3 protein-coding genes and 1 pseudogene are annotated in these 6,707 nt (G+C 72.4%); 1 reads left to right on the top strand and 3 read right to left on the bottom strand.

Annotated elements, in window-relative coordinates:
- Window positions 1–903: polyprenol phosphomannose-dependent alpha 1,6 mannosyltransferase MptB (gene mptB / locus AC08OU_RS21075; RefSeq protein WP_476605619.1), on the bottom strand; the 903-nt coding region annotated here is incomplete at its 3' end.
- A gap of 311 nt (window positions 904–1,214) precedes the next feature.
- Between mptB and AC08OU_RS21070 the strand changes: the two genes are divergently transcribed.
- Window positions 1,215–2,864, top strand: a complete 1,650-nt coding sequence (locus AC08OU_RS21070; protein ID WP_476601246.1) for a hypothetical protein — start codon at window positions 1,215–1,217, stop codon at window positions 2,862–2,864.
- Window positions 2,865–2,967: 103 nt separating this feature from the next.
- On the opposite strand, the gene AC08OU_RS21065 is transcribed toward AC08OU_RS21070, so the two are convergent.
- A complete protein-coding gene (locus AC08OU_RS21065; protein ID WP_476601244.1) occupies window positions 2,968–4,326 on the bottom strand; it encodes a PP2C family protein-serine/threonine phosphatase in 1,359 nt (452 codons plus the stop codon).
- A 294-nt stretch (window positions 4,327–4,620) separates the two neighbouring features.
- A pseudogene (locus tag AC08OU_RS21060) lies at window positions 4,621–6,707 on the bottom strand (hypothetical protein); the annotation flags it as partial.

Genomic DNA, 6,707 nt, shown 5'->3' with positions numbered 1-6,707 from the left:
GAGCAGCACGGCGCCGGCGCGGATCGGGCGTCGCGCCGGCCGGGCGGCCCGCAGATGCGCCAGCACCAGCCAGGCGACGCCGAGGAGGGCGGTTGCCTTGACGCTTCCGGCCACGCCGACCAGCGCCGTCGCGGCGGCGCCGAGCGCGGCCTGCCGAGCCGTCGGCGTGCTTTTTCCCTCCGGGCCGGACGCCGGTGCCGAGACGAGCCGTCGGCGATCCACCACCAGCGCCGCCACGAGCAGCGCCGCGGCCGTTGCGTCGAGGTGGGCTCCGCCGATCAGGTGCACGACGACGACCGGATTGGCCGCGACGAGCACCATGACCAGGGCCCGTCGGCCCGGCTCCGGTCCGGCGAGCCGTAGCGTCAGGACGACCATCGCGATCGTTGCGAGGATCGCGACTATCTTGAGCAGCGTGACCGTCCCGGCCGGCCCGCCGCCGAGGGCCGCGGCGCTCTTCTCTACGGCGACCGCGGCACCGCCATAGGGCGCATGGGTGTTCCACCACCGGGGGTCGACGGCCCGGACGAACGCCGAGCCCGAGCCCTCAGCGGTCAGCAGGACGGAGACGCCGTGTGTCGCCGGATCCAGGCCGAGCCTCGCCAGCTCACCCTGAGCGGCGTAGGCGTAGATGTCCCGGCTGAACAGCGGCGGGCCCACCGCGAACGGGAGGCTCCAGACGATCACCGCCGCGAGGGCGGCCCGCGGGGAGGTGCGGCCGGCGATCGTCGCGCGCACAAGCCCGCCCCAGCACAGACACAGAGTGATGATGCCCAGGGCCGCCAAGCCGGCCAAGACACCCCTTGCGGTATCCGACGGGGCCGCCGATGGGAGAATGCCCCACCAGGAGGAAGGGTCGGTCGTGTGCGGATCGCGCGAACCGAGCCGACCCTCGCTCACCATGGCCACGGCCGCGGCGCCGCCACCGGCGAGGACCAGCAGGGTCACCCTGGTCGGGGCCCGGATGCCGGCAGGTCGGGGCCGGCCGCTGCCTGGTCCGGACGGGACGGGCGTGGCCTGACGCCGCCCGCGGGGCAAGCTGTCGGGTGATGACCGGTCGGAGACGGCGGATGGACTGTCGTCGGTGCGTGGGGGGGTCGCGGGTGACAACGCTCGCGACCCCTGGTCCCTCGCCTGACGCCATCTCGGGGGGGCGGGCGGCGTCGACCGCCCCGGCGACGGGTGGGCCCGGGCACCCCGGGTCGGAGCCTCGCGTGGCCACACTGCCCCAGACCCCTTCCATCGCCCTCGAGCCGCCGCGGCACCGCGGACCGTTCGTGCGGGGTGTTCTCGCCGTCGTCGTGGCGGTTCGCCGCTGGCCCTGGATTCTGACCGCCGCGCTCTGCCTGCTGTGCATCGGTCTTGGCATCACCGGTCCGGACACCCCCGCCCAGGAGTACCGGGTCTGGCTGTTCCGGCACGGCGGAGTGGTGCTCTGGGACGATCAGTGGTACGGCGGTCACACCATCCCCGGCTACAGTGTGCTGTTCCCCCCGCTCGGTGCGCTTGTCGGGGTACAGCCGCTCGGCGCGATCTCCTGCGTCGCCTCGACGATGATCGTGACCCGGTTACTCCGCGGTCCTGGCCGGCGGGCCGGGCATGATCTGGTCCTTGTCTGGTTCGCGGTCTCGACGGTGGCGAACCTCGTCGTGGGCCGCATGCCGTTCGCTCTCGGGATGGCCTTCGGTGCGCTGGCGCTGGTCGGCGCGCGGGAACGGCACACGAAGCTGACCTGGATCGGCGCGGTCCTGTCGTCGCTGGCGTCTCCGTTGGCCGGCGGCTTCGTGCTGCTCGTCGGCCTCGCGTTGCTGCCGACGATCGGATGGCGCCGCGCGCTCCCGTTCGTCGGCGCCGGATCCGGCATCATCGTCGCGCTCGCGTTTCCCGAGGACGGGTACCAGCCCTTTCCCGCGGTCACCTTCCTGTCGCTGTTGACCCTCATCGCGGTCGGCCTGCTCATCGTGCCCGGGCACGCCCGGCTCATCCGGCCCATCCGGCACGGCCTGTTGCTCTGGGCGGCCGCGGCAGTGGTCTTCTTCTGCGTGCCCACCCAGGTCGGCGGGAACATCACCCGACCGGCGACGCTGCTCGCCGGCCCCGCCGCGGCGTTGTTGCTCGCCGAACGCCGCCGCGTCCTCGCGGTCGCGGCGATCCCGCTGATCGGCTGGCAGATCGGGCCGGTGCACGGGGCGCTGCTCGTCCACGGCGATCCGTCCGGGTCGAAGGCCTACTACACCGAGCTCCTCGACTACCTCGACCGCGGCGCGCCGGTGCCGGCCGGGCGGGTGGAGATTCCCTTTACTCGGGCCCACTGGGAGGCGCGCTTCGTCGCCCCGTCCGTACCCATGGCCCGCGGCTGGCTGCGCCAGCTCGACAGCAAGTACAACGCGCTGTTTTACGACGGCACACTGAACGCCGAGACCTACCACGAGTGGCTGCTCGCCCGTGGCATCCGCTACGTCGCCCTCCCCGACGTCGAGCTGGATCCCTCCGCGGTCGCCGAGGCCAGGCTGCTGCGGGCCGGTCTGCCCTATCTCGAGCTCGCCTGGCAGAACGCGCACTGGAAGGTGTGGCTCGTCACCGACTCCCCGGGTCTGGTACAGGGACCGGCCTCACTCACCGAACTGGGGGTGAGTTCGGTCGCGGTCGACTTCCACGCGCCCGGGGTCGCCACGGTGCTCGTGCACTACACCCCCTACTGGCAGCTGTCGGGGGGCACGGCGTGCGTCTTCCGGGCGGCCGGGGGCTGGACGGGCATTCTCACCGAGTCGTCCGGACCGGTGCGCCTGTCCGCCCGGCTGTCCGTCGACGGCCTGACCCGCGCCAGCGCCCTGGACTGCCCGGTCGGTCAGCGTGTCTCCTGACCTCTCGGGGTGGCTGTCGGCGGGTGGGTGCCTCAGCCCCTCTAGGACGTCCGGGCGCCGGGCCGGGCGCCGGGTGTCCAGGTGACCGGGTGACCGGACGAACTCACCGGGCGGCGGGTTCGGACACCAGATCCGCGACGACGATGGTGGTGTCGTCCCGGGCACCGGCCAGCAGGGCCGCCTCGACGAGCGCGTCCGCGGCCCGTTCGGGCGGCTCGGGCCCCAGCGCGCTCAGCAGGCCGTCGAGCTGTTCCGGGCTCATCACCTTGGTGATGCCGTCGCTGGCGAGAACGACCCGGTCACCGGCGCGGACCGGCTCGCTGAAGATGTCCGCCTCGATCTCGTCAGCGAGCCCGACGGCGTTGAGCAACGGACCGTTGCGGATCGCGTGCGGCGTGGTCAGTGCCCGCGGCCGTCCCTTGCCGGGCTGCAACCACACCGAGCTGTCACCCACGTGCGCGACGGTGAGGTACTCGCCGGTGCTCTGCTGGCGCCCGAGGATGACGACGTCCAGCGTGCAGGCCATGCCGAGCCAGGCCGGCTCCTCGCGAGCCCGGGTCCGGACCACCCAGTTCGCCCGTTCCACGGCCTTGCGCAGGCCCTCAAGCGGATCCTCGGCGTACTGCGGGCGGAAACCCGCCACCGTGGTGACCGCCAGCGTGGACGCGATCTGGCCGGCAGCCTCGCCACCGACCCCGTCCGATACCGCCAGCAGCCCGTCGACGACGACGAACGCGTCCTCGTTGGGACCGCCGCGTCTGCCCCGGCGGGTGCGCCCCGCGGCGGCGAGTCGCAGCGCGGCGGCCGTCGTCTGCTCCGGCTCGATCGCCATGAGATCGCCCGCCTGCCCCCTCGGGGGAGTGGGCGGAGCCACGGGGATGGTCGTCGCCGTGGGGGAGCTCTCCCACGGCGTGTCCTCAACCGTTCGGGTCGGCTCGGCACCGCGCGGAGCCGGCGCGTGTTCCCCGGCTGGCGGGAGGGGATAGTCGCCGGTCGCCGGGTCGTAGTAGCGGGTGGCATCCGCCCGTTCGTCACCGAAGGCACCGGGCCCGAGGTGCGGCTGACCGGCGGGCGGTGGCGTCCAGCCGGTGGACTCGGGATCGCGGTTGCCTTCACCGCCGCCGACGGAAACCTGCGAGGTCACATCCCCTCCCCATGCCGCGCCTGCGTCCGGGACGCCGCTCGCGCTGTCCGCTGACCTGTCCGCCGCGTTGCCCGTCGCACCGGTTGCCGAGGAGACCGGCGTCGGCTCGGCGAAGCCGGGGACGATCCCGTCGGGCGGGGTGATGTCAGAGCTGTCACGGATCGGCACCGTACCGTATCGGTGGCGCTGATGGTTGAGGCCACGGGAGCGTCGCTGGTTCTCTCCGGGCCGGACGGGTCGGTTGTTGAGGATGACGAAGACCAGCCCACCCACCAGCAGCACCACAATGAGCATGATCGGTACCAGCGGGCTACCCATGGCCTCCGTCCTCGCCGTAGCAATTACGATCACGCTGTAGGACGTGTCGCCAGCCGTCTTCCTTCATACCTAAGGACATCAACTCAGAAGAGACCGGGTATGTGTCGCGACACCGACACAAGTGCTGCGCATTGTTCCAGACTTGGGCGCGGCCGAGTAGGGCCGGCGCCCGGGCGGCCCCGCCGTGAGGCGGGCGCCACGAAGGATGCCTCCGGTGACGCCACGAAGGATGCCTCCGGTGAACGGTGACGGCCCGTGTCGGGGGGCGCGAGACGGTGATTGTTCGCCGCCGCATCAGCGCACCACGGTGATGAAGATTACCAAGGTTAGGCACAACGTCACGGTGAGCACGGCGGTCATGGCGAGCCTGGTGGTTCTGGCGCGCCACGGGAGCAGGCGGCGCCTGAGCGGTGCGGGTCGGCTGATCGCGGCGATCACCTGGCTCTCGACGAAGCCGGGCAGCTCGCTCGCGGCCCGCAGCCGCGGGTCGTCGGGGAGGTAGAGCGCCACCAGTCGGCGCACGACGCGTTCCAGGTCGGCGGGGAAGGGGCGATCTGCCTCCGATCCCCGCACTGTTCGGCGGAAGTACCTCTCCGTCGCTCTGGCCAGCTCCGGATCCGTCAACGGCTCCTCCTCCGGATAGGCGGTTCCCTGGCCCGGGGCACCGTCCCGGCGGATGGCTTCGTGCAGATCCCAGGCGTCGTCCCAGTTCGGAACGTGTCGGACCAGCAGCCCGAAGACACGGGCCGCGTTCAGCTGGCCAAGCCGGCAGGCCCGGAGGAATGCGATCGCCGGATCGGGACCGTCCGGCCAGGTCGGCGAAATGCGGGCGGTGAGCTCCGCACCCAGGACATGTAGATCGTTCTCGAGCGCTCCGGGCGGACCGGGTTCGTGGGACGCGCCGGGCAGGTAGAGGCCGGCGATGCGCCGCACGGTCTGCGTCAGCGGCCCGTCGCCTCGTCCCGACGCGGCCTGGACTGCGATCAACCGATCGAAATACGGGCGGGCACCGGCTCCGAGCACCTCCGCATCAGGGGCCCGCGACGCGGGCTGGCCGGGTGGCCCGACCGGGGAGGCCCCCGCGTAGGCCCCCGCGTAGGCGATGTCATCGCGGATGTCCTCGGCGGTATGCCATCCCGGGGCGTAGAGGACGAGCAGCCGGAACGCATCGGCTCCCCGGGCATGGGTTTCGCGCAGCAGGCGCACGACTTTCGCTGCGGCCGACTCAGGGGGCCACTGCGACCCGCCACCCGTCGGCGCGGCGCCTGTTACCACTTCGTCTGCCAGGGCTCTGGCGAACTCGAAGCCCTCGGGCAGGCCGAACAGGTCGAAGAGGGCCCGCAGCGTCTGATGGATCAGATCGATGTGGCGCCCGGCCCAGACGGCGGGGTCTACCGCGGCCGCCGCCGGGATCGCGAGCGCGGCGAGCCCCGCGACCAGCCGGGTCAACATCTCCACGACCTCGCGCTGCATCGTCGTCACCGCGCGGTGCACCGCGTCGACGTAGGCAGCGCGGTCATGGTCGCTCTGGTAGGCGTCCGGGGCCAGCCGTCGAGTGATGGCCTGAGTGACGTCGCTCGCCGCGCGGGCCAGGACATCGGTACGGCGGCCGGGTGGGCGTGGGGCGACCGCTCCGAGGGGAGAGCGGGCGGGCTCGCCGCGCTGCGGCAGGTTGCAGTGCAGCAGGTCACGTAGCGCGGCGAGCTCGCGGAGGTCGGTGGGTGACTCGAGCGGATCGACGAGAGGGTCGTACGCCGCGTCGCTGAGGGAGATGCCCAGCGGGACGCCCAAGGCGGCGAGCAGCCGGTCGACCGGGTGCAGACGATCGTCCCAGTACGACCACTCCTGCCGATACGCCTCCGCGACGTTCCGGATGACGGCGTTCCCCGCGTCCCGTTCCAGCCGTTCCAGGTGCCGCCGTCCCCCTGGGCCCGGATCGGTTGGCTGCGCGGTGGCCGATTCCGGTGTGGCGGGTGGTGGCGTGGCGGGTGGTGGTGTGGCGGGTCGGGGGACGCGGCACACGGTGACGGCGAGCCGGGTGGGGGCGGGTCGGGAAGTACCGGTAGGCGACGCCGACAGGTGGTCCGGCCGGGCGGCGCGCAGCGCCTCGGCGGTCTCCGTGGCCAGCCGGATCGCGTTGTCGCGCGCGGAGGTCATCCGATATCCCGAGAAGATCGACTCCAGGGCGGCCGCGAGCAGTGGGACTGCCTGGCGCAGTGGCTCGTCGCGGTGCAGTGGTCCTTCCCGCTGCAGTGGCTCGTCGCGGATCTGTGCGGGCGAAGGAACCCGCAATGCGGCGAGTTCGTCCGCGAGGGCGGAGATCGTTCCTTCGACTTGGCGCTGCTCCTCGGCGACCGCGTTGGAGATCTCGTCGATCATCC

The organism is Frankia sp. CcMO1 (assembly GCF_977945845.1).
This window is presented reverse-complemented; position numbering and strand designations above follow the sequence as displayed.

Excerpts from the sequence above, each read along its gene's own strand:
- AC08OU_RS21065 (WP_476601244.1), bottom strand. The coding sequence starts at position 4,326 with ATGGGTAGCCCGCTGGTACCGATCATGCTCATTGTGGTGCTGCTGGTG.